This is a genomic window from Cedecea colo, from assembly GCF_011808225.1.
Lineage (GTDB): Bacteria > Pseudomonadota > Gammaproteobacteria > Enterobacterales > Enterobacteriaceae > Dryocola > Dryocola colo.
This window is the reverse complement of sequence record NZ_SOYS01000005.1, coordinates 1-25,560: the sequence shown is the minus strand read 5'-3', so window position 1 is coordinate 25,560 and position 25,560 is coordinate 1. Positions and strand designations below refer to the sequence as shown.

Annotated in this window: 23 protein-coding genes, 2 tRNA genes, 2 rRNA genes and 2 pseudogenes; 8 read left to right on the top strand and 21 right to left on the bottom strand. The window is 52.6% G+C overall.

The window, feature by feature from the left end; translation table 11 throughout:
* Positions 1–48: 48 nt before the first annotated feature.
* The gene (gpt, locus tag E2L00_RS12130) at positions 49–507 is read right to left on the bottom strand and encodes a xanthine phosphoribosyltransferase (RefSeq protein WP_167611768.1); all 459 of its coding nucleotides are present in this window, start codon (positions 505–507) and stop codon (positions 49–51) included.
* A 265-nt stretch (positions 508–772) separates the two neighbouring features.
* Between gpt and pepD the strand changes: the two genes are divergently transcribed.
* A complete protein-coding gene (gene pepD / locus E2L00_RS12125) occupies positions 773–2,230 on the top strand; it encodes a beta-Ala-His dipeptidase (RefSeq protein ID WP_167611765.1) in 1,458 nt (485 codons plus the stop codon).
* Positions 2,231–2,348: 118 nt separating this feature from the next.
* Here the strand turns inward: pepD and dinB are convergent, their stop codons facing one another.
* From dinB to E2L00_RS12085, 8 genes are all read right to left on the bottom strand, one after another.
* Entirely contained in the window at positions 2,349–3,404 is a 1,056-nt protein-coding gene (gene dinB, locus E2L00_RS12120; RefSeq protein ID WP_167611762.1) for a DNA polymerase IV, read from the bottom strand.
* Positions 3,405–3,736: 332 nt separating this feature from the next.
* Complete coding sequence (gene nqrM / locus E2L00_RS12115) at positions 3,737–3,952, bottom strand: (Na+)-NQR maturation NqrM (protein ID WP_167611746.1); 216 nt, start codon at positions 3,950–3,952, stop codon at positions 3,737–3,739.
* A gap of 11 nt (positions 3,953–3,963) precedes the next feature.
* Positions 3,964–5,187: an NADH:ubiquinone reductase (Na(+)-transporting) subunit F gene (gene nqrF, locus E2L00_RS12110; RefSeq protein WP_167611743.1), complete on the bottom strand. Its 1,224-nt coding sequence runs from the start codon at positions 5,185–5,187 to the stop codon at positions 3,964–3,966.
* A 12-nt stretch (positions 5,188–5,199) separates the two neighbouring features.
* Positions 5,200–5,796, bottom strand: a complete 597-nt coding sequence (nqrE, locus tag E2L00_RS12105; protein ID WP_167611740.1) for an NADH:ubiquinone reductase (Na(+)-transporting) subunit E — start codon at positions 5,794–5,796, stop codon at positions 5,200–5,202.
* Between the two features lie 6 nt (positions 5,797–5,802).
* Complete coding sequence (locus tag E2L00_RS12100; protein WP_167611737.1) at positions 5,803–6,441, bottom strand: NADH:ubiquinone reductase (Na(+)-transporting) subunit D; 639 nt, start codon at positions 6,439–6,441, stop codon at positions 5,803–5,805.
* Positions 6,434–7,228: a Na(+)-translocating NADH-quinone reductase subunit C gene (locus E2L00_RS12095; protein ID WP_167611734.1), complete on the bottom strand. Its 795-nt coding sequence runs from the start codon at positions 7,226–7,228 to the stop codon at positions 6,434–6,436. Before E2L00_RS12095 ends, E2L00_RS12100 begins: the two co-directional genes overlap by 8 nt.
* Positions 7,221–8,459, bottom strand: a complete 1,239-nt coding sequence (locus tag E2L00_RS12090; protein WP_167611732.1) for an NADH:ubiquinone reductase (Na(+)-transporting) subunit B — start codon at positions 8,457–8,459, stop codon at positions 7,221–7,223. Before E2L00_RS12090 ends, E2L00_RS12095 begins: the two co-directional genes overlap by 8 nt.
* A 3-nt stretch (positions 8,460–8,462) precedes the next feature.
* Positions 8,463–9,806, bottom strand: a complete 1,344-nt coding sequence (locus E2L00_RS12085; RefSeq protein WP_167611729.1) for a Na(+)-translocating NADH-quinone reductase subunit A — start codon at positions 9,804–9,806, stop codon at positions 8,463–8,465.
* A 478-nt stretch (positions 9,807–10,284) separates the two neighbouring features.
* On the opposite strand from E2L00_RS12085, the gene dpaA reads away from it, so the two are divergent.
* Positions 10,285–11,022, top strand: a complete 738-nt coding sequence (gene dpaA, locus E2L00_RS12080; RefSeq protein WP_167611726.1) for a peptidoglycan meso-diaminopimelic acid protein amidase — start codon at positions 10,285–10,287, stop codon at positions 11,020–11,022.
* On the opposite strand, the gene E2L00_RS12075 is transcribed toward dpaA, so the two are convergent.
* Positions 10,993–11,760 carry a class II glutamine amidotransferase gene (locus E2L00_RS12075; RefSeq protein ID WP_167611724.1) on the bottom strand — a complete coding sequence of 256 codons (768 nt, stop codon included), beginning with the start codon at positions 11,758–11,760 and terminating at the stop codon, positions 10,993–10,995. The two genes, dpaA and E2L00_RS12075, sit on opposite strands and share 30 nt — an antisense overlap.
* A gap of 137 nt (positions 11,761–11,897) precedes the next feature.
* Positions 11,898–12,479, bottom strand: a complete 582-nt coding sequence (gene lpcA / locus E2L00_RS12070) for a D-sedoheptulose 7-phosphate isomerase (protein ID WP_167611721.1) — start codon at positions 12,477–12,479, stop codon at positions 11,898–11,900.
* A gap of 215 nt (positions 12,480–12,694) precedes the next feature.
* On the opposite strand from lpcA, the gene fadE reads away from it, so the two are divergent.
* Both fadE and E2L00_RS12060 read left to right on the top strand, forming a co-directional pair.
* Positions 12,695–15,139, top strand: a complete 2,445-nt coding sequence (fadE, locus tag E2L00_RS12065; protein ID WP_167611718.1) for an acyl-CoA dehydrogenase FadE — start codon at positions 12,695–12,697, stop codon at positions 15,137–15,139.
* A gap of 272 nt (positions 15,140–15,411) precedes the next feature.
* Positions 15,412–16,179: an amidohydrolase gene (locus tag E2L00_RS12060; protein WP_167612352.1), complete on the top strand. Its 768-nt coding sequence runs from the start codon at positions 15,412–15,414 to the stop codon at positions 16,177–16,179.
* Positions 16,180–16,295: 116 nt separating this feature from the next.
* Here the strand turns inward: E2L00_RS12060 and E2L00_RS12055 are convergent.
* Together E2L00_RS12055 and dnaQ are read right to left on the bottom strand one after the other, a co-directional pair.
* Positions 16,296–16,372: transfer RNA gene (locus E2L00_RS12055), tRNA-Asp, on the bottom strand.
* A gap of 125 nt (positions 16,373–16,497) precedes the next feature.
* Complete coding sequence (gene dnaQ / locus E2L00_RS12050) at positions 16,498–17,235, bottom strand: DNA polymerase III subunit epsilon (protein ID WP_167612349.1); 738 nt, start codon at positions 17,233–17,235, stop codon at positions 16,498–16,500.
* Positions 17,236–17,302: 67 nt separating this feature from the next.
* Here dnaQ and rnhA point away from each other — a divergent pair, with 67 nt between their 5' ends.
* Positions 17,303–17,776 (top strand): ribonuclease HI, encoded by a 474-nt coding sequence (gene rnhA / locus E2L00_RS12045; protein WP_167611716.1) that lies wholly within the window; start codon positions 17,303–17,305, stop codon positions 17,774–17,776.
* Here rnhA and E2L00_RS12040 read toward each other — a convergent pair.
* The gene (locus E2L00_RS12040; protein ID WP_167611713.1) at positions 17,733–18,491 is read right to left on the bottom strand and encodes a class I SAM-dependent methyltransferase; all 759 of its coding nucleotides are present in this window, start codon (positions 18,489–18,491) and stop codon (positions 17,733–17,735) included. The genes rnhA and E2L00_RS12040 overlap by 44 nt on opposite strands.
* 36 nt (positions 18,492–18,527) lie before the next feature.
* On the opposite strand from E2L00_RS12040, the gene gloB reads away from it, so the two are divergent.
* Positions 18,528–19,283, top strand: coding sequence for a hydroxyacylglutathione hydrolase (gene gloB, locus E2L00_RS12035; RefSeq protein ID WP_167611710.1), 756 nt, complete (start codon positions 18,528–18,530; stop codon positions 19,281–19,283).
* 70 nt (positions 19,284–19,353) lie between these two features.
* The gene (gene mltD, locus E2L00_RS12030; protein WP_167611707.1) at positions 19,354–20,724 is read left to right on the top strand and encodes a murein transglycosylase D; all 1,371 of its coding nucleotides are present in this window, start codon (positions 19,354–19,356) and stop codon (positions 20,722–20,724) included.
* A gap of 210 nt (positions 20,725–20,934) precedes the next feature.
* On the opposite strand, the gene E2L00_RS12025 is transcribed toward mltD, so the two are convergent.
* From E2L00_RS12025 to E2L00_RS12015, 3 genes and pseudogenes are all read right to left on the bottom strand, one after another.
* Positions 20,935–21,702: a class I SAM-dependent methyltransferase gene (locus E2L00_RS12025; RefSeq protein WP_167611704.1), complete on the bottom strand. Its 768-nt coding sequence runs from the start codon at positions 21,700–21,702 to the stop codon at positions 20,935–20,937.
* A gap of 71 nt (positions 21,703–21,773) precedes the next feature.
* The gene (locus tag E2L00_RS12020; RefSeq protein ID WP_167611701.1) at positions 21,774–22,577 is read right to left on the bottom strand and encodes an endonuclease/exonuclease/phosphatase family protein; all 804 of its coding nucleotides are present in this window, start codon (positions 22,575–22,577) and stop codon (positions 21,774–21,776) included.
* A 166-nt stretch (positions 22,578–22,743) separates the two neighbouring features.
* Positions 22,744–23,006: pseudogene (locus E2L00_RS12015) on the bottom strand (MFS transporter); the annotation flags it as partial.
* Positions 23,007–23,293: 287 nt separating this feature from the next.
* Here E2L00_RS12015 and yafC point away from each other — a divergent pair.
* Positions 23,294–24,196 carry a DNA-binding transcriptional regulator YafC gene (gene yafC, locus E2L00_RS12010; RefSeq protein WP_167611698.1) on the top strand — a complete coding sequence of 301 codons (903 nt, stop codon included), beginning with the start codon at positions 23,294–23,296 and terminating at the stop codon, positions 24,194–24,196.
* A 193-nt stretch (positions 24,197–24,389) separates the two neighbouring features.
* Here yafC and E2L00_RS12005 read toward each other — a convergent pair.
* From E2L00_RS12005 to E2L00_RS11990, 4 genes and pseudogenes are all read right to left on the bottom strand, one after another.
* Positions 24,390–24,780: pseudogene (locus E2L00_RS12005) on the bottom strand (aldo/keto reductase); the annotation flags it as partial.
* A 171-nt stretch (positions 24,781–24,951) separates the two neighbouring features.
* Positions 24,952–25,028 (bottom strand) — tRNA-Asp (locus tag E2L00_RS12000).
* Between the two features lie 52 nt (positions 25,029–25,080).
* Positions 25,081–25,196: ribosomal RNA gene (gene rrf / locus E2L00_RS11995) — 5S ribosomal RNA — on the bottom strand.
* Positions 25,197–25,293: 97 nt separating this feature from the next.
* Positions 25,294–25,560, bottom strand: a 23S ribosomal RNA gene (locus E2L00_RS11990); the annotation flags it as partial.

Sequence of the window (25,560 nt, the reverse complement as noted above, 5' to 3'; positions counted from 1 at the left end):
CCATTCGAGTTGCAGCCAACGCTCCTGCGGCTCGAAGGGTGACGGGTATTAGCGGCCTGCTAAAGGCGGCACGAACACCACGCCCATATCCCACGGCTGTTCAATCCAGGTGTTCTGCGGGATATCAATAACGTAATCATCCACCAGCGGCTGGCCTGCTGGCTTGGCAAAGATAGTGACGAAATGCGCTTTCGGGTACATCTCGCGAATCGCAACCGCGGTGCCGCCGGTATCAACCAGATCGTCGATAACGATGAAGCCTTCTCCGTCGCCTTCAGCACGTTTGATAACGTTCAGCTCGCGCTGGTTGTCATGGTCATAGCTGGAGATACATACGGTATCAACATGACGAATACCCAGTTCACGCGCCAGCAGCGCGCCTGGAACCAGACCACCACGACTAACGGCAATAATGCCTTTCCACTGTTCGGCAGGCAGCAGGCGGCTTGCCAGTTTGCGGGCGTGAATCTGCAACATGTCCCAGGTGACGACGTATTTTTCGCTCATGTGAAGTGTCCCGGCCTATTGTTAACGGCTTAAAAATATTCAAAGGGGTTTTGGTTGCGCGAGATTATAGAGATCTGACGCACTAAAAACCAGTGCTGTGGGCAAGCGCCGTTGGTTTTTAAGTGGATTGGGTCGTCATGCCTCAAGAGTTAGTGGTATTCTCAGACCATCGCGCAAGCCCTGCTTGTGGTGTATATCAAACAGGTCAATTCGTGGCCTGGGTGCCAAAAAATTCTTCGCCGAGTCGATGTCAAGGAGACCTAACGTGTCTGAATTGTCTCAATTATCTCCGCAGCCGCTGTGGGATATTTTTGCCAAAATCTGTTCTATTCCGCACCCTTCTTATCATGAAGAGCAACTGGCGGAACACATCCTGTCCTGGGCAAAAGAAAAAGGGTTACACGTCGAACGCGACCAGGTCGGTAACATCCTGATTCGCAAACCTGCCACCGCAGGCATGGAAAACCGCAAAGCGGTCGTGCTGCAGGCTCACCTCGATATGGTGCCGCAAAAAAACAACGATACCGTGCACGACTTTACCAAAGATCCAATCCAGCCTTACATTGATGGCGAGTGGGTAAAAGCTCGTGGCACCACGCTTGGTGCAGATAACGGCATCGGTATGGCCTCCGCGCTGGCTGTGCTTGCTGACGATAACGTCGCCCACGGCCCGCTGGAAGTGCTGCTGACCATGACCGAAGAAGCCGGTATGGACGGCGCGTTTGGCCTGCAGGCAGGCTGGCTACAGGCCGATATTCTGATTAACACCGACTCCGAAGAAGAAGGTGAAATCTATATGGGTTGCGCGGGCGGGATTGATTTTATCTCCACGCTGCCCGTGCAACGCGAAGCCGTTCCGGCTGGCTACGAAACCTTTAAGCTGACGATTAAGGGTCTGAAGGGCGGCCACTCAGGTGCAGAAATTCACCTGGGTTTAGGCAACGCCAATAAACTGCTGGCGCGTTTCCTGTTCGCTCACGCAGCAGAGCTGGATGCACGTCTTATCGACCTTAACGGCGGAACGCTGCGCAACGCTATCCCACGTGAGGGCTCAGCCATTCTGGCGGTTCCTGCTGATAAAGCAGCGCTTCTGAAAGAGCTGGCAGACAAGTTCCTGGCGATTCTGAAAAACGAACTGGGCGCGGTTGAAAAAAATACCACCGTACTGGTTGAAGCTACCAGCACAAGCCAGGCTGCGCTGACCGAAAAGAGCCGCGATACTTTCGTTAAATTGCTGAACGCCACGCCAAACGGCGTTATTCGTAATTCTGACGCAGTGAAAGGCGTGGTGGAAACCTCTCTTAACGTGGGCGTGGTTACCCTGCGCGAAGAGAGCGCTGAAATCATCTGCCTGATCCGCTCTCTTATCGATACCGGTAAAGATTATGTGGTTCACATGCTGGAAGCGCTGGGCCAGCTGGCTGGCGCGCAAACCGTCGCCAAAGGCAGCTACCCTGGCTGGCAGCCAGATGCGCACTCCCCGGTAATGGACCTGGTGCGTGAAACCTATCAGAAGCTGTTCAACAAGACGCCGAACATCATGGTTATCCATGCGGGTCTGGAGTGCGGCCTGTTCAAAAAACCTTATCCGGATATGGATATGGTTTCTATCGGGCCAACCATTACCGGTCCTCACTCCCCGGATGAGCAGGTGCATATCGAAAGCGTGGGCCAGTACTGGACGCTGCTGACCGAGCTGCTGAAAGCGATTCCAGCTAAGTAAGTTTTTCTTTATGTCGGGTGGATAAGCGCAAGCGACATCCACCGCTTAAAAGCTGGCGGGTGGCGCTACGTTCACCCGCCCTACATAGAGTTAATACGCCTCTCGTTGGAGAGGTTTTTTATAGCCCCAACAGAAGCTGCCGCTCCAGCTGCGGGTCCAGCAACGTGACATGTAGTCCCACCAGCCGTACGCCCCGCCCCTCCCGGCGTTCATGCCAGGTTTTCTTTGCCGTCGCTATTAAATCGGCTTTGTTTAGCTGAGGCCAGACATGCTCCTGCGTGGTTTGCTGGAAGTCGTTAAATTTAAGTTTCACGCCCTGGCGCGCGATCAGCAGATCGGGCTTTACCTTTTTCAGCCTTTTTTCCAGCTCCTGATAGAGCTGTTCGATGATGGCTTCACACGCTTCCCACTGGTGAATATCTTCCGCCAGCGTTTTTTCAACGCCGACGGATTTTCGCTGCCGATCGTTGCTTATCTGGCGTTCATCTATTCCCTGGCTGCGCTCCCAGATAACGCGGCCAAACTTTCCGAAGCGCTTTAACAACGAGGCCAGATCGGTTTTCTGTACATCGGCGCAGGTACGTAACCCAAGGCTTTCGAGCTTGCCTGCGGTAACTTTGCCAACGCCCGGAATTTTGCTCAGCGGCAGGGTTTCCAGAAAAGCAGGAATATCATCCGGCGTGATCACGTACTGCCCGTTTGGCTTGTTGAGATCGGAGGCGATTTTGGCGAGAAACTTAACCGGAGCAATGCCTGCTGAAGCCGTGAGGTTTAGCTCATCAGAAATCGCCTGACGAATCTCCCGCGCCATAAGCGTGGCGGAGCCGTAGCAGTGCGGGCTGTCGGAGACATCCAGATAGGCTTCATCCAGCGATAGCGGTTCGATTAAAGAGGTATAGCGCGAGAAGATTTCCCGGATATGCCGGGAGGCTTCTTTGTAGGCGTCGAAACGGCCGGGCAGTAAGGTGAGATGCGGGCAGAGTTTCAGCGCCATCGCCGTGGACATTGCGCTGTGTACGCCATATTTGCGCGCCGGATAGTTTGCGGTGCTGATAACGCCACGCCGCTGCGCGCTGCCGCCAATCGCCAGGGGAATATCGCGCAGGGTTGGATTATCACGCATCTCAACGGCGGCAAAGAAGCAGTCCATATCGACATGAATGACTTTACGCATACTCATCCAACCCGGTTATTTTACTGGATAAGTATACAGGCACTTTCAGGCGAGTGTGAAGAAAAAAGTCGGGTGAAGCTACGCTTACCCGACCTACAAAAACTCGGGGATTCCGGTGTGGATTGTCGAATAGCGCTTCGCTTACCCGACCTACAAAAACTCGGGGATTCCGGCGTGGGTTGTCGAATAGCGTTTCGCTTACCCGACCTACAAAAACTCGGGGATTCCAGCGTGGATTGTCGAATAGCGCTTCGCTTACCCGACCTACACGATCGCGATGAGATGAGCGTTTTGTAGGGTGGATAAGCGCCAGCGCCATCCACCGCTACCCGTCATAGAATGCGTAACTTCTGCCGTTTCGCCTCCCGCGCCATGCGTTTTTTACGCGCGTCGCAGGGTTCCGGGCAGTTACACACCTTTTCCATTCCTAATGCTGCAATGCCGCCGCAGCTGCCCTGGATTGATTTGCGCTTCACGATAAAGCCCAGCGACATGCCAAAAATGACCAGCAAAAAAATGGCAAAAGTAGCGATAAACACGGTCAACATAAGCGCTCCCGTCAGCCGCCAAAGTCGTCAAGCATGATATTTTCATCCTCCACGCCGAGATCTTTCAGCATTTTGATCACCGCGGCGTTCATCATCGGTGGCCCGCACATATAAAACTCGCAATCTTCAGGTGCCGGATGATTACGCAGGTAGTTTTCCAGCAATACGTTGTGGATAAAACCCGTATAGCCCGTCCAGCTATCTTCCGGCTGCGGATCGGAGAGCGCCACGTTGAAGGTGAAGTTCGGATTTTCACGCGCCAGTTGCGCAAATTCATCTTCATAGAACATTTCACGCAGCGAGCGCGCACCGTACCAGAAGCTGATTTTGCGGTTGCTTTGCAGGCGCTTGAGCTGATCGAAGATATGGGAGCGCATCGGCGCCATACCCGCGCCGCCGCCGATAAATATCATTTCAGCATCGGTATCTTTGGCGAAAAACTCGCCAAACGGCCCGGAAATCGTCACCTTATCGCCCGCTTTCAGCGACCAGATATAAGAGGACATGATTCCCGGCGGCGCATCCGGCACGCCAGGTGGCGGCGTGGCGATACGGACGTTGAGCATGATAATACCCTCTTCTTCCGGGTAGTTCGCCATCGAGTAAGCGCGCACGCACGGCTCTTTCACCACCGACTGGAAACGGAACAAATTGAATTTATTCCAGTCGCCGCGATACGCCTCCGGCACATCAAAATCTGCATAGTTGACCTGATGCGGCGGCGATTCAATCTGAATATAACCCCCGGCACGGAACGGCACTACGTCGCCATCCGGAATGCGCAGCTTCAGCTCTTTAATGAACGTCGCTTTGTTATCGTTAGAGATAACCTCACATTCCCATTTTTTGACGCCGAAGATCTCTTCCGGCAGTTCGATTTTCATGTCCTGCTTAACCGCAACCTGGCAGGCAAGACGGCAGCCTTCTTTGGCCTCGCGTTTGGTTATGTGCGAAAGCTCAGTCGGCAGAATATCCCCGCCGCCCTCTTTGATTTTTACGCGACATTGCCCACATGAACCGCCGCCGCCGCAGGCCGAGGAGATAAAGATCCCCTGGCTTGAGAGCGTATTAAGCAGTTTGTCGCCGGCTGGCGCGTGGAACCGTTTATCTGCGTCGTTGTTGACTTCAATCAGCACGTCACCGGCGTTCACCAGCTTTGATTTAGCGAACAAAATCAATAGCGCCAGCGCCAGAACGATCAGCGTGAACATCACCACGCCAAGAATAATTTCCATAACTTTCCGCCCTTATAGCTGCACGCCGGAGAAGGACATGAAGCCCAGCGCCATCAAACCGGTGGTAATAAAGGTAATCCCTAAGCCGCGCAGTCCTGCGGGCACGTTGGCGTATTTCATCTTCTCGCGAATGCCGGCCATAGCGACAATCGCCAGCATCCAGCCTATGCCGGAGCCAAAACCATACACGATGGATTCACCGAAGCCGTAGTCGCGCTGCACCATAAAGGACACGCCGCCAAAAATGGCGCAGTTCACGGTAATCAGCGGCAGGAAGATACCCAGCGCGTTATAGAGCGCCGGGAAGAAACGATCGAGGATCATTTCCAGGATTTGCACCAGGGCGGCGATTACGCCAATGAAGGTAATGAAGTTCAGGAAGCTGAGATCCACACCCTCCACCAGCGCGCCATCGCGTAGCACCAGGTTATACACCAGGTTGTTGGCCGGAACTGAAATTCCCAGCACGACCGTGACGGCCACGCCCAGGCCAAACGCCGTGGAGACTTTCTTCGACACGGCAAGGAAAGTACACATGCCGAGGAAGAAGGCGAGCGCCATGTTTTCAACAAACACCGCTCGCACAAACAGACTAATCATATGTTCCATCGTCTGTTAATCCTTTTCCTGTTGAGCCGGCTTCCACGTACGCAGCGCCCAGATCAACAATCCGATAATAAAGAACGCGCTTGGCGCCAGCAGGAACAGGCCGTTTGTCTGATACCAGCCGCCGTTTTGCACGGTTTCCAGAACGGTGACGCCAAACAGCTTACCGCTCCCAATAAGCTCGCGAATAAAACCAACCAGCAGCAGGATAACGCCATAGCCCAGGCCGTTGCCGATACCGTCCATAAAGCTCGCCAGCGGCGGCGCTTTCATGGCGTAGGCTTCAGCGCGCCCCATCACGATACAGTTAGTGATGATCAACCCAACAAATACGGAAAGCTGCTTTGAGATTTCATAGGCGTAAGCGCGCAGGATCTGATCGACAACAATCACCAGCGACGCGATGATCGCCATCTGCACGATGATACGCACGCTGTTGGGTATGTAGTTGCGGATCATCGAGATAAACATGCTGGAGAACGCGGTGACCAGCGTCACGGCAATCGTCATTACGAACGCCGTTTCCAGTTTGGTGGTTACCGCCAGCGCAGAACAAACCCCAAGGATTTGCAGCGCGATGGGGTTGTTATCTATCAGCGGGCTAACCAGTACCCGCTTAACTTCTTTCATGCCTGACATATCAGCCATTGCTAAGCGCTCCTTCACGAACCTGCTTCAGGAACGGGCCAAAACCCAGCTCGCCCATCCAGAAATCGAAAGTGTGTTGCACACCGGTTGCCGTCAGCGTCGCGCCCGACAAACCATCTACGCCATATTGATCGCCCTGACGCGCGCCGCCTTTTACGACTCGCAGCGCCGGCTGGCCGTTGTCATCAAGCAATTTCTTGCCGATCCACTTTGCTCGCCAGTTCGGGTTTTCAATTTCTCCACCCAGTCCCGGGGTTTCGCCCTGATCGTAATACGTGATGCCTTTTACGGTGCGCCCATCGGTTTGCAGCGCAACAAAGGCGTACATCATCGACCACAGGCCGTTGCCGTAAACCGGCAAAACGATCTCCTGCACTTTATTTTGTTCGTCCCGCACCAGGTAAATTTCTACGATGTTGGTGCGGCGTTTAATGCCGGCGCGGTCTTCGCCAGGCGAAAGGGCAACGCTTTGCGCCGGGTCGCGCAGCGCGGCGGCATGGTCAAAATTAGCCGGGTCTTTAGCAAGCATTTCCCCCGTTTTTAAATTCACCAGCCGCGGGGTGATGCGGGATTCAAAGATGCTTTTCACCTCTTCACCGCTCATCTTTGGCGTTGCCAGGCCAGCAACATCCAGAATATTGCGCTGTTTATCGAGCGCTTTTTGCTCCTGCTGGCGCGACTTCAGGCCCACGGCGGAACCCGCTACGATGATGGAGCACACCAGGCAAAGCACCAGCACCACCAACAGCGTTCTGCCGATGCTATCGTTACTTTTTACGTCAGCCACGCGATTTCCTCCGCTTGATATTGGCCTGCACCACTGCGTAATCGAACAGCGGCGCAAAGAGGTTGGCGAACAGAATCGCCAGCATCATCCCTTCCGGATAGGCCGGGTTAACCACCCGAATCAGCACGCACATCACGCCGATTAGCGCGCCGTACCACCACTTGCCTTTATTGGTAAAGGAGGCGGAAACCGGGTCGGTGGCCATAAACATCATGCCGAACGCAAAACCGCCCAGCACCAGATGCCAGTACCATGGCATGGCGAACAGCGGGTTAGTGTCTGAACCGATAAAGTTAAACAGGGCTGCCGTGGCAACCATGCCGATCATCACGCCGGCGACGATACGCCAGGAAGCCACGCGGCCAAACAGGATAATGGCGCCGCCGATGAGGATCATCAGCGTGGAAACTTCTCCGATTGAACCAGGAATATTACCGAGAAAGGCGTCCATCCAGCTAACCGGCTGGCCGGAGACAACGTTGACTACGGCCTCACCGCCGCCATGCGACCACTGTGAAAGCGGCGTTGCGCCGGAGAAGCCATCGGCCGCCGTCCACACCAGATCGCCAGAGATTTGTGCCGGATAAGCAAAGAAGAGAAACGCACGGCCTGCCAGCGCCGGGTTAAGGAAGTTACGCCCCGTTCCGCCAAAGATTTCTTTCGCGATGACGACGCCAAAGCTTATCCCCAGCGCGGCCTGCCAGAGCGGCATCGTTGGTGGAACCACCAGCGCAAACAGGATGGAGGTAACAAAGAAGCCTTCGTTGATTTCATGTTTGCGGATGATGGAAAACAGCACTTCCCAGAATCCACCCACTAAAAATACGGTGATATAGATTGGCAGGAAGAAAACCGCCCCCAGCGTCATCATGCTTAGCCAGCCCGCATCCGGCGCGAAGCTCACGCCCAGCCACTGCGCCACGGCATAGTGCCAGTTGGCCGCGATAACCTGGGGTAACTGTTCAGGCCCGTAGAGCTTGTGCAGCGCAGGGATGGTTTGCAGCCCGACGTTGTACATTCCCCAGAACATGGCCGGGAAGACGGCGAGCCACACCAGGATCATCATGCGTTTCAGGTCGATGGCGTCACGCACGTGCGACGCGCCCGGCGTAACCTGGCCTGGCGTATAGAACAACGTGACGGTGGCTTCATACAGCGGATAGTATTTTTCTAACTTGCCGCCTTTAATAAAGTGCGGCTCTACTTTTTCAAATAAGTGCTTCAGGCCCATGGGTTATCCTTCCTGCTCGATGCGGGTTAACACCTCGCGTAGCACCGGGCCGTATTCGTATTTCCCCGGGCAAACATAGGTACAAAGCGCCAGATCTTCTTCGTCCAGCTCCAGACAGCCCAGCGCCTGCGCGCTGTCGGTGTCGCCCGCCAGCAAATCGCGTAGCAACATGGTTGGCAGGATATCCAGCGGCATTACGCGTTCGTAGTTGCCGATTGGAACCATTGCGCGCTCGCCGCCGTTGGTGTCGGTTGAGAAGTTAAACAGTTTGCGTTTTAAGAAGTGCCCGAGCGTGGTGCGCGTAATGGAGAATTTATCAGCGCCCGGCATGATCCAGCCAAATAGCGCTTTCTCGCGCCCTTCTTTCAGCGCTGTAACCTGCAAATGGAAACGCCCAAGCCAGGCTCGCGGGCCAGCAGCCTGCACGCCGCTGAGCACAGAACCGGAAACGACACGGTTTTCACCTTCCAGTAATTCACCCTGCGTCAGCACATCGACAGACGCGCCCAGACGCGTGCGAATCAAACGGGGTTTTTTAACCTGCGGGCCAGCCAGTGAAATTACTCGCTCGCTCCATAATTCGCCTTCGATAAACAACTTGCCGATGGCAATAACATCCTGATAGTTGAGATGCCACACCTGTTTTTGCAGGTTAACCGGTTCAATGAAATGAATGTGAGTGCCCACCAACCCCGCAGGATGCGACCCGGCGAACTCATTAAACGTAATTTGCCCGACAGGATGGCCGCCCAGCTTACCGCCGCTGGTCTGGCAAACGTGGATTTTGCCGTCCGTCAGACGCGAAAGCAGCGTTAAACCTGCGTCGAACATCTGGCGATACGCGAGGATTATCGGCTGCGGATCTGCCGCCAGAGGATTGGTGTCCATAGCGGTAACAAAAATGGCGGCAGGGACCAGGCCCGGCTGCGGCGTTTTACTGAACGGGCGCGTACGCAACGCGGTCCAAAGACCAGAAGAAAGGAGCTGAGCCTGGACGATTTCACGCGGCAGAGCGGCTAATGCTTCAGGAGCATGACGCTCAAAAACAACCGCTTCGTCTCCCTGAACGTCAATAACGACGGATTGCAGCACCCGACGCTCGCCGCGATTGATGGCGCTAACGGTACCGCTGGCCGGAGCGGTAAACATCACGCCCGGGTTTCTTTTATCTTCAAAAAGGGGCTGCCCTTTCAGCACGTTATCGCCTTCTTTTACCAACATAGAAGGACGCATTCCCACGTACTCTTCTCCAGACAAAGCCACCTGAGGCATTGCCGGGCCATCATGAATTTGCTGCTCGGGCAGGCCGGCAATAGGCAAATCAAGACCTTTTCTGATTTTTATCATAAGGTTATCACGCATAAAATAGGCTATTAAAAACCGACAAAAACGCTAGCCGACAACGAACGGGCCGGGTCAATGTTCAACCGCAACGACGCGCCTGGCAGGTAAGAAAGAGAGGTTGTGCATCCGTTCGTCACGCCTGGTGGGGTAAGTCGCCTGGAGAGCCAGGTAAAGCTGACTTAGGGAAAGCGTCCTTTCTTATCCGCGGGTCATCATTCGGCGCGGATTTTAGCACTATTGGCGGCAGGGCGGGGATAAATCCGCGAAGTTAACCTCTGCAATGCGAGCTATTACGCAAAACAACAACTCTTTCGCTTTATAAGTGAAGTGGTTATTATCCATTTTCTGGAAACGCTCCAGTCTGCGCTTGCGAAATTTATTGATGATGCTAATGTGAGCGCACCGAATACAGATTAGTCTGATTTCAGCTCTCTTTGCCGTCCTGGCATTTGGTTACAGGTTTATCAAGGAATCAAGCAGTATGTCTAAAATCGCACTCATTATTGCGATGCTCGCGATGCCGTTCATGTCGTTTGCCAGCTTGCTTAATAGCAACGCCCCGGCCACCTCTGCCAGCAAAGACTTTAAACAGCAGTTAATGGGCTCCCCCGTTTATATTCAGATCTTTAAAGAAGAGCGTACGCTTGAGCTGTATGTCAAAATGGGCGAACAGTATCAACTGCTTGATAGTTACCGTATCTGTAACTATTCCGGCGGCCTGGGTCCGAAACAGCGCCAGGGTGATTTTAAAAGCCCTGAAGGGTTCTATAGCATTGAGCGCAGGCAGCTAAAACCTGACAGCCGCTTCTATAAAGCGATCAATATTGGCTTCCCGAACGAGTTCGATCGTGCCCATGGCTATCAGGGCCAGTATTTGATGATTCACGGTGCCTGCGTGTCCGTTGGCTGTTACGCCATGACCGACAGCAATATCGATGAGATTTTTCAGTTTGTGACCGGCGCGCTGGTGTTTGGGCAGCCGAAGGTGCAGGTGAGCATTTATCCGTTCCGCATGACGGACGCGAATATGCAGCGCCATAAGTATTCTTATTACATCAACTTCTGGAAACAGTTAAAGCCGGGTTATGACTACTTTATGGCGAATCATCAGCCGCCGGGCGTGTCTGTTATCAGCGGTAACTATGTGATTAGCAAGCCGGTTGTACCAACGGTACAACCTCAGCTAGCCTCAAACTACACGCTCTCCGAGGCAAAATAGCACCGACTCTCCTGGCGCAATTCTGTGCCAGGTTTCGTTGCCGGTCAGCGGCTGCGTAGCAATGACGGTGACCACATCGTTCGGTGTGGTCTCTTCCTGAAAGTCTATTTCCACATCCCTGTCCAACAGTTTTGCCACGCCAAAGGGTGCCCGCCGGGTTATCCAGTAGAGATTGGTGGAGCAGAATGCCATCACGTAACGCCCGTCAGAAAGCAGCATATTAAACACGCCCTTTTCCCGTAGCTGAACCGCAAGCTCTGCAATATAGCGGAAAACGGCCTGCATATGGCCGGGCCGACGCGGATAGCGCTGCGTCAGCTTGTGCAGCAGCCAGCAAAACGCCTGTTCGCTGTCGGTTTCACCAATCGGACGAAACGGCCCGGTATCAAGCAGGCGGTGGCCTTTAAGCTGACCGTTATGGGCATAAGTCCAGTTACGGCCCCAAAGTTCGCGGGTAAAAGGATGGGTGTTTTCCAGCGCGACTTTGCCACGGTTAGCCTGGCGAATATGCGCAATGACGGAGCAGGACTTGATGGGATAATCCTGCACCAGTCTGGCAATGAGAGAGTTAAAGCTCGGCTGGGGATCTTTAAACGTGCGACAGCCTTTGCCTTCATAGAAGGTAATGCCCCAGCCATCTTTATGGGGCCCTGTTCCGCCGCCACGCTGCACCAGACCGGTAAAACTAAAGCAGATATCCGTTGGCACGTTGGCGCTCATCCCGAGCAGTTCGCACATAATTCTCTCCCACTACTTTCGCCTGGCCACTTTTCGCTTTGCAGGGTTGATAAACGAAGCGCCATCCACCACTTGTTTATATTCAGCGGCGGATGGCGCAGGCTTATCCGCCCTACAGCGAAAACTAGTAATTAACGCTACGCCTTAACCATCTCTTTTTCGATCAGTTGAATCAGGATATGAATCACTTTAATGTGAATTTCCTGAATACGATCGGCATAACCGAAGTGCGGCACACGAATTTCAACATCCGCCGTACCGGCCATTTTGCCACCGTCTTTGCCCGTCAGGGTAATAACTTTCATGCCTTTAGCACGCGCGGCTTCGATGGCTTTAATTACGTTACCAGAATTGCCGGAAGTGGAAATCCCCAGCAGCACATCGCCCTCACGTCCTACCGCTTCGATATAGCGCGAGAAGATGTAGTCATAGCCAAAATCGTTGCTTACGCAGGAAATGTGGCTCACGTCTGAAATCGCAATGGCCGGATAGCCCGGACGGTTTTCGCGATAGCGGCCCGTCAGCTCTTCTGCAAAGTGCATTGCGTCGCAGTGAGAACCGCCGTTGCCGCAGGAGAGCACTTTACCACCCGCTTTAAAGCTATCCGCCAGCAGCACGGCCGCACGCTGAATCACGTGAATATTTGCGTCATCTTTCAGGAAGTTAGCCAGCGTTTCGGCGGCTTCATTTAATTCATTACGAATAAGATCCTGGTACATGATGATGTCCTTCAGTATTTATTGGTTAAGTAAACTCCAGCAGTTTACCGGATAGCGTGAGAAGCGCCATCACCGGATGCTTTTATGGATCCGTGCGGTAACAATGTGAGCAAGGTTGTAATTATTTTGTAAACACATTGATAAAAAACTATGCATACACTAAAACCAATACATCACAAGTGGTCAGACCTCCTACAAGCAAGGGAGCTTTCTTTATGTTGATTTTGAGTATCGTTGCAACCGTTATTCTGCTCGGCGTGCTGTTTTACCACCAGATCAATCTGCTGCTCAGCAGCGCGATCCTCCTGGCATGGACGGCAGCTTTAGGTTTTGCCGGTATCTGGTCTATCTGGGTACTTATTCCGCTCGCCATCATGCTGGTGCCGTTTGTCTTCCCGCCGATGCGTAAATCGCTGATTTCCTCACCGGTATTTAAAGGCTTCCGTAAAGTGATGCCGCCGATGTCGCGTACTGAAAAAGAGGCGATTGAAGCAGGCACTACCTGGTGGGAAGGCGATCTGTTCCGCGGTAAGCCAGACTGGGAAAAGCTGCATAATTATCCGCAGCCTAAGCTGAGCGCCGAAGAACAGGCTTTTATTGACGGCCCGGTTGAAGAAGCCTGCCGCATGGCCAATGATTATCAGATAACCCATGAACTGGCCGATCTGCCGCCGGAACTGTGGGCGTATCTGAAGGAGCATCGCTTCTTTGCGATGATCATTAAGAAAGAGTACGGCGGGCTGGAGTTCTCGGCTTACGCCCAGGCTCGCGTACTGCAAAAACTCGCTGGCGTTTCCGGCATTCTGGCGATTACCGTCGGCGTGCCTAACTCATTAGGCCCGGGCGAGCTGCTTCAGCATTACGGCACCGAAGAGCAAAAAGATCACTATTTGCCGCGTCTGGCTCGCGGGCAGGAGATTCCTTGCTTCGCACTGACTAGCCCGGAAGCAGGCTCCGATGCGGGCGCCATTCCTGATGTCGGCGTGGTTTGCATGGGCGACTGGCAGGGCCAGCAGGTGCTGGGCATGCGCCTGACCTGGAACAAACGCTACATTACGCTTGCGCCCATCGCGACCGTGCTCGGTCTTGCGTTCAAACTGTCTGACCCGGATCATCTGCTGGGCGACGAAGAAGACCTCGGCATCACCTGTGCGCTGATCCCAACGCACACGCCGGGCGTCGAAATCGGTAAACGCCACTTCCCGCTGAACGTGCCATTCCAGAACGGCCCGACGCGCGGGAAAGATATTTTCGTACCGATCGACTACATCATTGGCGGCCCGAAAATGGCCGGTCAGGGCTGGCGTATGCTGGTGGAGTGCCTGTCCGTTGGACGCGGTATTACCCTGCCGTCTAACTCAACGGGTAGCCTGAAATCTATTGCGATGGCAACCGGCGCGTATGCCCATATTCGCCGTCAGTTCCGCATCTCTATCGGTAAGATGGAAGGGATTGAAGAGCCGTTGGCGCGCATTGCGGGTAATGCTTATGTGATGGATGCCGCTGCGTCATTGATTACTTACGGCATTGTGCTCGGTGAAAAACCGGCGGTGCTGTCAGCGATTGTGAAATATCACTGTACCCACCGCGGCCAGCACGCCATCCTGGACGCTATGGACATTGTCGGCGGTAAAGGCATCATGCTTGGCGAGTCTAACTTTGTGGCTCGCGCCTATCAGGGCGCACCTATTGCTATCACGGTTGAAGGGGCGAATATCCTGACCCGCAGCATGATTATCTTTGGCCAGGGGGCGATTCGCTGTCACCCTTATGTGCTGGAAGAGATGGCGGCATCGCAAAACAACGACTTGCACGCTTTTGATAAACTGCTGTTCAAACATATCGGGCACGTCGGCAGCAATAAAATGCGCAGCCTGTGGCTGGGCCTGACCAATGGCTTAACCAGCGCCACACCAACCCGTGATGCGACCAGACGTTACTATCAGCACCTGAACCGTCTGAGCGCAAACCTGGCGCTGCTGGCAGATGTTTCTATGGCGGTGCTGGGCGGCAGCCTGAAACGTCGCGAGCGTATTTCTGCCCGCCTTGGCGATGTACTGAGCCAGCTGTATCTTGCCTCCGCCGTGCTCAAACGCTATGAAGATGAAGGCCGTAACGAGGCGGATCTGCCGCTGGTGCACTGGGGCGTGCAGGACGCGCTCTTCCAGGCGGAGCAGGCGATTGACGATCTGCTGCGTAACTTCCCGAATGGCTTTGTCGCAGGCGTATTACGTCTGGCAATTTTCCCGCTTGGCCGTCGCTACGATGCGCCTTCTGATAAGCTGGATCATAAGCTGGCGAAAATTATGCAGGTGCCGTCGGCCACGCGTTCACGCATTGGCCGCGGCCAGTACCTTACGCCAGACGAGTTTAACCCGGCGGGTCTGCTGGAGCAGGCTCTGCTGGATGTGATGGCCGCTGAGCCAATCCATCTGCGCATCTGCAAAGAGATTGGTCGCAATCTGCCCTTCACGCGTCTGGATGAACAGGCAAAGCTTTGGCTGGCGGAAGGTAAAATCAATGCGCAAGAAGCAGCGATTCTCACCAAAGCCGAAGCCAGCCGCCTGCGCAGCATCAACGTTGACGAGTTTGAACCGGAGGCGCTGGCAACTCAGCCGGTAAAGCTGCCGGAAAAGCACCGCAAAATTGAAGCCGCGTAAGCTGCCTTAAAGCTAAAACCCCGCCTCGCGGGGTTTTAGCTTGCTGACAAAGCAGGAAAAAACGTGGTTTTTCCTGCTTTGTGGTTATCAGATAAAAAAACAAGCTATTGATTTTCCATGTTTTTTATCTGGTGATATACGTTCAATCTGTGCAGGTTGAGAGTTTATCATCAGCCTGAAACCCCGCCTCGCGGGGTTTTTTATTGCCCAACAAAAGCCCGTGGACTCATGCTACAGTGAAAGGAATATCGTTATTCATGGAGTCGATGATGGTGTCTGGCTTAAAAGTTTCCCTGCTGCAACAGCCGCTGGTCTGGATGGATGGCGCGGCCAATCTGCGTCATTTTGATGTGCTGCTTGACGGCGTACACGGTCGCGATCTGATTATTCTGCCTGAGATGTTTACCACCGGTTTTGCGATGGAAGCAGCAAAACAGTCGCTGACGGAAGAAGAAGTCATCGACTGGATGCAGTTTAAAGCGCAGCAGACGCAGGCCATGATCGCCGGCAGCGCTGCGCTGCAAACCGGGCGCGGGCCAGTGAACCGTTTTCTGCTGGTGCAGCCAGACGGCAAGGTGCATTTCTACGACAAGCGGCACCTGTTCCGCATGGCGGATGAACATCACCATTATCAGGCCGGTGAGGAAAGGATCATCGTTGAATGGCGCGGCTGGCGTATTTTGCCGCTGGTCTGCTACGACCTGCGTTTTCCGGTGTGGTCGCGCAACCGTAACGATTACGATTTGGCGCTGTATGTTGCTAACTGGCCTGCGCCGCGCTCGCTTCACTGGCAAAGCCTGCTGGTTGCGCGCGCGATTGAAAACCAAGCTTATGTCGCAGGTTGCAATCGCGTGGGGACTGACGGCAACGGACACCACTATCGCGGCGACAGTAAAATTATCAGCCCGCAGGGTGAGATTCTGGCAAGTGCCGAAGCACACCAGGCCACGCGTCTGGATGCAGATTTGTCGTTAATTGCCCTTCAGGACTACCGGGAGAAATTTCCGGCATGGCAGGATGCAGATCCGTTTAGTTTGTAAGAGTAGCTCCTCTCTTGCAGGGAGGAGCGCTGACTGACGCCGTGAGGAAAAGCAGATTTATCGCCAACAGAAACGACAAAAGCCTGAATCATTGCTGATTCAGGCTTTTTAAATAGTGGCGGAACGGACGGGACTCGAACCCGCGACCCCCTGCGTGACAGGCAGGTATTCTAACCGACTGAACTACCGCTCCGCATTGTTCCCCGTCGGGAACGAAGCGGATATTACGGACTGCCCCGCATGGCGTCAACGGTTTTTCTTATAAAGTGAATCGTTTGCCGCAAAAATCATCTGAATGCTGTTTTTTAAGCCGTTAGCTTAGCTTTCGGCTCGCCACAGGCAGTTACCGCCCTTTTTCATGACCAGATCCAGACGAGATTCATGAGCGGCGATTTCCTCGTCGCTTGCCTGAATCACGCGTAAACCCGTAGCTCCTCGCACAACGCGCTGAATACCATCCCCGCCCTGCTTTTGCTGAATATCACCTTCCATGGAAAACTTCAGCGACGTCTGGCCGCCGGTCATCATCAGATAGACATCGGCCAGGATCTGGGCATCGAGCAATGCCCCGTGCAGCGTACGCTTGCTGTTATCTATTTCGTAGCGCGAGCAAAGGGCATCGAGGCTGTTACGTTTGCCCGGGAACATCTTACGGGCCAGCGCCAGACTATCGGTAATTTTGCAAAAGGTGTCAGTTTTAGGGATATCGCGTTTAAGCTTGCTAAACTCGTAATCCATAAAGCCAATATCAAACGATGCGTTGTGGATAACCAGTTCCGCACCGCGAATATAGTCCATGAATGAATCAGCCACCTGGTCGAAGGTAGGCTTATCCGCCAGGAATTCGTCCGCGATGCCGTGCACGCCAAACGCTTCCGGGTCCACCAGCCGGTCTGGCTTTAAGTAAACGTGGAAGTTATTGCCGGTCAGGCGTCGGTTAATCACCTCAACCGCACCGATTTCAATAATGCGATGGCCTTCGTAGTGAGCACCGAGCTGGTTCATACCGGTGGTTTCTGTATCGAGGACAATCTGTCTGGTGGTTGTAGAAATCATATAGCTGTGCTCACCGCGCTCGTTTATGTCAGACTTGGCTTTTTTAATCACAGGAAGTCTACCAGAGATGCGTAAACAGGTAGAAATTTTCACCGATGGATCTTGCCTCGGTAATCCCGGTCCGGGTGGATACGGCGCAATTTTACGGTACAAGCAGCATGAAAAAATTTTCAGCGTTGGCTACCGCTTAACCACCAACAACCGCATGGAGATGATGGCGGCTATCGTCGCACTTGAGGCGCTAATCGAGCCTTGCGACATTGTGCTTAGCACCGATAGCCAGTATGTGCGCCAGGGGATCACGCAGTGGATTCATAACTGGAAAAAACGCGGCTGGAAAACGGCTGATAAAAAGCCGGTGAAGAATGTCGATTTGTGGCAGCGCCTGGACGCGGCGCTTAGCGAGCATAATATCAGCTGGGAGTGGGTAAAAGGCCATGCCGGCCATCCTGAAAACGAACGCTGCGATGAACTGGCCCGCGTTGCAGCGTCGAATCCTACTCTTGAGGATGTCGGCTATCTGCCGGACGCGAAGGCTTAACCCCTTCATGGTACTGACGAGTGGCCCCCACCGCCGAGCGAATTGGCGATTTAGCTTTGCGATTTTTTTGCGGGTTTAACGTCAGCGGCAAGGTACGCTTACGCGCCACGATCACATGCATGCACCCTAAAGCCGGAAGGTGGGTGCTTAGCATTTTCCCGCCTTGTTTATGCCACGGCAAAACCTGAAAACCTCGCTGATACATCACTTCGAAATTGAGCAAAGCCAGCCAGTCGAACTGGCGCATCGGTGTGAACATACGGCTGCTGTAGGGAAGACGTTTACGCAAGAAGGGAACAGATTTCCCCAGACCCAGTAAACTTAGCGGATTAAAGCTGCTGATAATGAGCCAGCCATCGTCGATTAACACGCGATCGGCCTCACGCAGCAGGCCATGTGGATCCTGACACCAGGGCAGCGTATGGGCCAGCAGGCAGGCATCGACAGATTTTGCAGCAAAGGGTAAATGCAGCGGATCGGCATTGACCTGCAATAGCGGGCCTTGCAACGCGACGTTTACCTGATGTGAAATAGCGCAGGCGCTGGTATCGATTTCCGCGCTCAGATTGCCTATTTTCAACAGGTGAAAACCGAACATTTTGCCAAGCCACGGGCGCAGCTGATTTTCAAGCGCCTCGCGGTAATACTCCCCCCAGGGCAATTGTCCCCAATGATGCGGTGAAATGAAATTGTCAGGTATCCTTGCCGGTTTCATCACTACCTTCTGATCGCTTTGCCGAGAGGTTGAATTATGAATCTTAACAGTATTCCCGCCTTCCAGGATAACTACATCTGGGTTCTTACTGACGATGAGGGTAAATGTATCATCGTCGATCCCGGCGAAGCGGCTCCGGTGCTTAAAGCCATCGCTGAGAATCAATGGCATCCAGAAGCCATTTTGCTTACCCACCATCATCACGACCACGTTGGCGGCGTGAAAGAACTTGTGAAAAACTTCCCGGGGCTTGTGGTATACGGCCCGGCGGAAACGCAAGATAAGGGAACGAACCGGGTAGTAAATGAAGGAGATAAGATCAATATTTTAAAGTATGAATTTAGTGTAATTGCCACACCTGGTCACACTTTAGGACATATCTCTTATTTTAATTTCCCTTACCTTTTTTGCGGAGACACAATGTTTTCCGGCGGTTGCGGAAGGCTTTTTGAAGGCACACCAGAACAAATGTATCAGTCTTTTCAAAAGATTAACGCATTACCCGACGATACGTTAATTTGTTGCGCACATGAATACACTCTGTCTAATATAAAATTTTCCTTAAGTATTTTACCACAGGACGAGGACTTAACCGGATACTATCGAAAAGTTAAGGAGTTACGTGCAAAAAACCAATCAACCCTGCCAACTTCTTTACAAACTGAACGCAAAATTAATATTTTTTTAAGAACGCAATCTGCTGATTTAAAAGTACTAATAGCGAAAGAAACAAACTTGCAACAACCACAGCAGGTATTCGCCTGGTTACGGGCAAAGAAAGATAGCTTCTAAATTTTCTGGTTGTGTTGTTCTACGGTCAAATGTATCCTTGCTCGTCTTTTAAGCAACCATTGACACACACATGAAGGCAAAAGCGATATTATTCGCCACTGTCTTGCTTGTGGGATGCCAGGCGTCAAAGCATGACGCTAATGTCCAACAGCATGCGCAGAGTCTGTCTGCGGCTGGTCAAGGTGAAGCAGGAAAGTACACTGGTCGAGTGACCTCGGCGCGATGGATGGACGATGGGACGTTCCTCGCGCAAGATCAGAACCTGTGGAACTTCATCGGCGACGAGCTAAAGATGGGGATACCGGAGAATACCCGGATCCGCGAACAGAAACAGAAGTACCTACGTAATAAGAGCTATCTCCACGATGTAACATTACGGGCAGAGCCGTATATGTACTGGATTGCCGGGCAGGTTAAGAAACGTAACATGCCGATGGAACTGGTACTACTACCCATAGTGGAGAGCGCTTTTGACCCCCACGCGACGTCTGGCGCAAATGCAGCAGGCATTTGGCAGATTATTCCAAGTACGGGGCGCAATTATGGTCTGAAGCAGACCAAAGCGTACGATGCACGCCGTGATGTAGTGGCTTCCACCACTGCAGCACTGGACATGATGCAGCGTTTAAACAAAATGTTTGACGGCGATTGGTTACTCACCGTAGCAGCGTACAACAGCGGTGAAGGCCGTGTGATGAGCGCGATTAAAGCGAACAAAGCCCGTGGCAAAGCAACGGACTTCTGGTCGCTTTCTTTGCCACGAGAAACCAAAATTTATGTGCCAAAAATGCTGGCCCTGAGCGACATACTCAAGAACAGCCAAAAATACGGCGTTCGTTTGCCGACCACTGACGAAAGTCGTGCTCTGGCGCGGGTTGAAGTGCATAACCCGGTACAGCTAACACAGGTCGCGGAGATGGCAGGGATACCGCTCACTACGCTGAAAACGTTTAACGCCGGGGTTAAAACTTCGACCGTTGGCAAAAATCAGCGCTATGTGATGGTGCCTAAAAAACATGCCGATCGGCTAAAAGCTTCGCTGGCATCGGGTGAGATCGCGGCTGTACAACCAACGCTGATGGCGAATAACCTCAGCAACGCAGGCGGCAGCAAGTCTTACAAAGTTCGTTCGGGTGATACCCTTTCGAGCATCGCTTCACGCATGGGCGTGAGTACGAAAGATTTGCAAAGCTGGAACGGTATACGCGGCGCGCATATCAAGGTTGGTCAAACGCTGAGCATCAACAATGACAGCGAGCGTTTAGCCCAGAACGATAGCATTACCTATAAGGTGCGCAAGGGTGATTCCCTGTCGAGTATCGCAAAACATCACGGCGTGAATATTAAAGATGTTCTGCGCTGGAATGATGATACGGACAACCTGAAACCTGGCGATCGGTTGACGCTTTTTGTCAGCAACAACTCTGCACCTGATACATAATCGTTAAGCGAAGAAAAGGCACCCTTGCAGGTGCCTGAGACTGATGACAAATCTCATAGCTTACGAAGTTCTGAAAAATGCCATCCTAAAATTAGCAGCAAAATCAACTGATTGATTTTCGGCAAATAACCACAAAGAAGGAAGAACCACGCTTTTTCCTTCCTGGTCAGCAATCTGAGGCACCCTTGCAGGTGCCTTTTTATTGCCCTGCTAAGACCTGGCTGCCTCCAGCATAACGATATCGCTGCTAAACGAGCCGTCCTCCTGCAGTTCAAAATAATGCCGTACTTCATCAGATGCGCTTTGTTGATACGCGCGAATCGCATCCGCCAGCACGGCGGGAGTTCTCATCCTTGCAATCCAGCTCGAAAACTCCAGATTCAGCCGATCGCACAACAGATTTTGTGTGATAAGTCCCGCCTCATTAAACAAACACAGCCATTCTCCGCTGGAGTAATTGCGTACATGCGAGGTATCACGCAGCGCCTCAACCGTTTGCAGCCAGATATCCAGTACGGGGTGGCCCGGCGACATGACGTCCATAAAGATAACGATACCGCCCGGCTTCAGTACGCGTTTCACTTCGCGCAACGCTTTACCTACGTCATGCCAGTGATGGGCTGAATAGCGGCTAATGACGATATCAAAAGATTTATCATCAAAAGGCAAGGCTTCGGCATAACCCTGGCGGGTCATGAGATTAGAGATGCCACGGGTTTGCGCCGCATCGTTAACCACTGCCAGCATCTGTTCAGAAAGATCGTAAGCAACCACCTCTTTCACCTGACCTGCGGCAATAAAGCTGGCGTGCCCTGCCCCGCATCCCATATCAAGCAGCTTCGCATGAGGAAATGTAGCCAGACGAGCACCGAGACGCTCTAAATCGCGCCCGGAGGCGTGTACGGCGCTGCTCAGATAGGCGCTGGCCTGCGAACCGAACTGCCTTTCAACGTTGTCATGGTGAGATTGTGTTGTCATCGTATTGTCCTTGCGTTTGAGTGATAGAAAGGGCAGCTCACAGATCTGCCCAACGGCAGACCTGACTAACCTTACTTCAGCTCAGGCTTGCCGGGACGGAATTCAACTAGTAGAGGATTGTGATCGGAGGCACGGGTAACCAGTACAGAAGCTTCCGTGACGTTCAAACCACGATAAAAAACGAAGTCCAGCGGGCGCCCGAAAGCTTTACGGCGATGATCGTCGGTAAAACGGACTTCACGCAGCGTCATTTCGCGGGCAAACCGGTAAAGAGCATTCATGCGTGGGCGACTCCATGCGTTAAAGTCACCGGCCATAATCACCGGGCCATTATGGTGACCAATTTGATCGCCAATCGGGCCGAGCTGTTTGCTGTATACGTCCACACCCAGGCTGAAATTCACTGCGTGAATATTTACGACCATTAATAAGCGGCCATCCGGCAACGGATAGACCGTCACTAATGCGGATTTAGACAGACGCAGAATAGGTTCCCGCTCCCGCAGGGGACAACAATAAACGGGGTGCGCGGCGGAAAGGGTCATTACGCCAGAGGGATGCTGTGGCAAAACAAAGGCAGGAACCTGATCGGCAGCCAGATAATTACTGGTTGCGAATGCCACCAGCTCAGGCGTGGTCTGGGCTTCCTGCAGCAGAACAAGATGGGCATCTTTGCCAAAATTTTGCAGCACCGAAAGCCAGTCGGCTCGCTGCTGCTTAAAGATATTCCATACCAGCACACGTAACGCGCCTTTACCCGGCAGCGGTTCACCGGGTGGTAATGCCTGCCCTATGGTCGCAAAGGAGCCAGGCGGCAGAATGCGTTCTGCAGGCTGACCGGCGACATATCGCATGGCATAAGTATTTTTGCGCACGTTTGACTAAAGACCTCGGTAACTAAAGAGCCCTCTGTCAGAAGGCGGTCTTTCATTTATAGGGGCTTTATTGCAGAGTTTCAATGATCAATACAGGCTGTTGATGAATCAGAGCGTAACAAAATTTCACTTCTTACCCTTTTAACCGGACGGTGGCCGCTTCGGTTTACCTGTCGAAACGGCCGCTCAGGCCAGTCAACAGCAAGGCTCCCACGACAATAGCCGCGCCAATCCATGGAATTTGAGCCAGGCTAAAACGTTGCACGGTTTGAGCGCCAATGACGGAACCTAACGCGATACCGATATTAAACGCAGCGGTGTTCAGGCCAGAGGCGACATCTACGCATTCAGCGTCTACTCCTGGGCTTTCTGCCCGGCATAGCCTTGCGGGCCCGGCACGTTGGCGAAAGCAAAGCTTCCCATCGTCAACCAATGCGGTTAATCCTGGCGCACCAGCGGCTACGCCCAGGACATAGACAGAGATTCAGCAGCTCGGACGAGGCAGTGGAATAGAAAGCTGTTCAGCGATAGTTATCACCAGATCAACGATAAGAAACCTGGAGTGCCGATTGCGAACGCACTGATGATCAGCGCCAGTAATGCCAAAGGTATAATTTACTCCATAGCAGATGTCTTTTGATGACATGCAGTATGGCGCGATGGTTAAATAACTAAAATATGCAAAATACCGATATAATTTTGCTTCAGGAGCAATAATGAAAGCGACCTCTGAAGAACTGACGATCTTCGTCGCCGTCGTGGAAAGCGGCAGTTTTAGCCGGGCGGCAGAACAGCTAGGCCAGGCAAACTCAGCCGTGAGCCGCGCGGTAAAGAAACTTGAAATGAAACTGGGCGTGAGTCTGCTGAACCGCACCACCCGTCAATTAAGCCTGACGGAAGAAGGTGAACGCTATTTCCGCCGCGTACAGCAAATTCTTCAGGAAATGGCCGCAGCAGAAAATGAACTGATGGAAACGCGGCAGACGCCCAGCGGTCTCCTGCGTATCGATGCGGCAACGCCGGTTATGCTGCATCTGCTGATGCCGCTGATTAAACCCTTTCGTGAACGTTATCCTGAAATGACGCTGTCCCTCGTCTCCTCTGAAACATTCATCAACCTGATTGAACGTAAAGTGGATGTGGCGATCCGCGCCGGTAACCTTACAGATTCCAGCCTGCGCGCCAGACCTCTGTTTGCAAGCTATCGTAAAATTATCGCCTCGCCTGAGTACCTTTTACGGTACGGCACGCCTGAATGCGCTGAGGATCTAAAAGATCATATCTGTCTGGGATTCTCAGAAACCGCCAGCCTGAACCGCTGGCCAGTCGCACAGAGCGACGGGCAACTTTATGATATTACGCCGGGAATAACGTCTAACAGCGGTGAAACACTAAAACAGCTTTGTCTGAGGGGAAATGGAATTGCGTGCCTTTCTGACTATATGATTAATCAGGAACTTTCAGAAGGGAAAGTTATTGCGCTGCTGGCGGATAAGCTTTTGCCGGTAGAGATGCCTTTCAGTGCGGTGTATTACAGCGACCGGGCCGTCAGTACGCGCATCAGAGCCTTTATCGATTTTCTGAGTGAATATGTAAAACAGTTTCCGCAGGAACTGTAGAGAAGCCCACATAGCCCTAATATTTTAAGGCCCGTTTAATTTTATCAGTAAAAACAATGTATTACTTTCCTGGCTTATACTAAACAATCTAAACAGCCCCACAGGGGCTGTAGCAGGTAATTAATCCCACCGGCGAGCCAAGCCTTCCCCAGGCGGTCATTGCAAACCATAGCAGCCATATCTCCTCGCCAGGGAAATTAGAAATACCAATCTGACGCGTCAAACCTTCTTGCTTCACTTCCAGTAGCGCCTGCGTAAATTCTGCTACAGGTACAGCGTCATTGGGAGAAGGCCGGTAAATTAAAAGTAAATTGACATAGCCTGCACACAGCTTGCTCAGGCTTTCTTTCAGACTCGGTATGTTATTATTTTTACTGAGATTTTCGATTCATATCTTAATGGTGACAAAAAGATCTTTGCGCGATACCGCTCTCTTCAATCGCCTGTCCAACAGCGGCTTCGTTATTATAGATTTGCGCGGTATTGATTGTTCGATAGCCCAGCGTCAGTGTCGTTTTTACCGATGCGATGACAATGACTTCTTTTAAAGAATAATTAGCTAAACCAAACGCAGAGGTTGTCATTATTTACCTCGTTGGGCTAAGTGTTTGTAATACGAGGATTATGGGGAAAAGACTAGAATAAAAAAGAGAGAGAAATGCAGAAGATATTTGCCATAGCGGTAATAATTGCGCTTTTTTCTGGATTGCAGACAAAGAAAAAAGCCCTGAGTCAAAGACTCAGGGCTTAATAAGTGGCGGAACGGACGGGACTCGAACCCGCGACCCCCTGCGTGACAGGCAGGTATTCTAACCGACTGAACTACCGCTCCACCGAATTTCTTACAGCCACCGGACTTAATCCGGCTTACTTCTGAATTTGGAGCCTGGCAGTTCCCTACTCTCGCATGGGGAGACCCCACACTACCATCGGCGCTACGGCGTTTCACTTCTGAGTTCGGCATGGGATCAGGTGGGACCACCGCGCTGTTGCCGCCAGGCATATTCTGTTTCATTAACCGTCACACCGCGTGACCGTTAATGTAAATCCGGAATGCAGCTGAAAATCGTCTCTCACCAAAACACCTTCGGTGTTGTAAGGTTAAGCCTCACGGATCATTAGTACTGGTTAGCTCAATGCATCGCTGCACTTACACACCCAGCCTATCAACGTCGTCGTCTTCAACGTTCCTTCAGGAGCCTTAAAGGCTCAGGGAGAACTCATCTCGGGGCAAGTTTCGCGCTTAGATGCTTTCAGCGCTTATCTTTTCCGCATTTAGCTACCGGGCAGTGCCATTGGCATGACAACCCGAACACCAGTGATGCGTCCACTCCGGTCCTCTCGTACTAGGAGCAGCCCCCCTC

Coding starts and splice junctions, on each gene's coding strand:
- gpt (WP_167611768.1), bottom strand. CDS start 507: ATGAGCGAAAAATACGTCGTCACCTGGGACATGTTGCAGATTCACGCC.
- dinB (WP_167611762.1), bottom strand. CDS start 3,404: ATGCGTAAAGTCATTCATGTCGATATGGACTGCTTCTTTGCCGCCGTT.
- nqrM (WP_167611746.1), bottom strand. CDS start 3,952: ATGTTGACCGTGTTTATCGCTACTTTTGCCATTTTTTTGCTGGTCATT.
- nqrF (WP_167611743.1), bottom strand. CDS start 5,187: ATGGAAATTATTCTTGGCGTGGTGATGTTCACGCTGATCGTTCTGGCG.
- nqrE (WP_167611740.1), bottom strand. CDS start 5,796: ATGGAACATATGATTAGTCTGTTTGTGCGAGCGGTGTTTGTTGAAAAC.
- E2L00_RS12100 (WP_167611737.1), bottom strand. CDS start 6,441: ATGGCTGATATGTCAGGCATGAAAGAAGTTAAGCGGGTACTGGTTAGC.
- E2L00_RS12090 (WP_167611732.1), bottom strand. CDS start 8,459: ATGGGCCTGAAGCACTTATTTGAAAAAGTAGAGCCGCACTTTATTAAA.
- E2L00_RS12085 (WP_167611729.1), bottom strand. CDS start 9,806: ATGATAAAAATCAGAAAAGGTCTTGATTTGCCTATTGCCGGCCTGCCC.
- dpaA (WP_167611726.1), top strand. CDS start 10,285: ATGTCTAAAATCGCACTCATTATTGCGATGCTCGCGATGCCGTTCATG.
- E2L00_RS12075 (WP_167611724.1), bottom strand. CDS start 11,760: ATGTGCGAACTGCTCGGGATGAGCGCCAACGTGCCAACGGATATCTGC.
- lpcA (WP_167611721.1), bottom strand. CDS start 12,479: ATGTACCAGGATCTTATTCGTAATGAATTAAATGAAGCCGCCGAAACG.
- fadE (WP_167611718.1), top strand. CDS start 12,695: ATGTTGATTTTGAGTATCGTTGCAACCGTTATTCTGCTCGGCGTGCTG.
- dnaQ (WP_167612349.1), bottom strand. CDS start 17,235: ATGATTTCTACAACCACCAGACAGATTGTCCTCGATACAGAAACCACC.
- rnhA (WP_167611716.1), top strand. CDS start 17,303: ATGCGTAAACAGGTAGAAATTTTCACCGATGGATCTTGCCTCGGTAAT.
- E2L00_RS12040 (WP_167611713.1), bottom strand. CDS start 18,491: ATGAAACCGGCAAGGATACCTGACAATTTCATTTCACCGCATCATTGG.
- gloB (WP_167611710.1), top strand. CDS start 18,528: ATGAATCTTAACAGTATTCCCGCCTTCCAGGATAACTACATCTGGGTT.
- mltD (WP_167611707.1), top strand. CDS start 19,354: ATGAAGGCAAAAGCGATATTATTCGCCACTGTCTTGCTTGTGGGATGC.
- E2L00_RS12025 (WP_167611704.1), bottom strand. CDS start 21,702: ATGACAACACAATCTCACCATGACAACGTTGAAAGGCAGTTCGGTTCG.
- yafC (WP_167611698.1), top strand. CDS start 23,294: ATGAAAGCGACCTCTGAAGAACTGACGATCTTCGTCGCCGTCGTGGAA.